Origin of the sequence: Stenotrophomonas sp. SrG (assembly GCF_050031795.1) — a bacterium.
Lineage (GTDB): Bacteria > Pseudomonadota > Gammaproteobacteria > Xanthomonadales > Xanthomonadaceae > Stenotrophomonas > Stenotrophomonas rhizophila_A.
Window position 1 is genome coordinate 1 of sequence record NZ_JBNBBE010001269.1, and the last position, 236, is coordinate 236.

At 67.4% G+C, this 236-nt stretch carries 1 protein-coding gene; it reads right to left on the bottom strand.

Features of this window, described 5'->3' with window-relative positions:
- Nucleotides 1–63: 63 nt before the first annotated feature.
- The coding region (locus ACQG3P_RS23500) for a ribose-5-phosphate isomerase A (protein ID WP_426806390.1) at nt 64–236 on the bottom strand (173 nt) is incomplete at its 5' end.

A 236-nucleotide genomic window follows, 5' to 3' on the forward strand; every position in this document is an offset into this window, starting at 1 on the left:
TGCGAATGAAGGGCATGGGCGGTCCTCGCAGAAGAGCCGGCACGGGCGTGCCGACTGTGGATATCAGAACACCATCGGCGGTTCACCGCCAACAATGACCACATCGGCCGGGCGGCGCGCGACCAGGCCCACGGCGACCACGCCGGGCAGCTGGTTGAGCTCGCGCTCCAGCGCCACCGGGTCGGGGATCTGCAGGTGGTGGATGTCCAGGATCTGGTTGCCAGTGTCGGTCACCA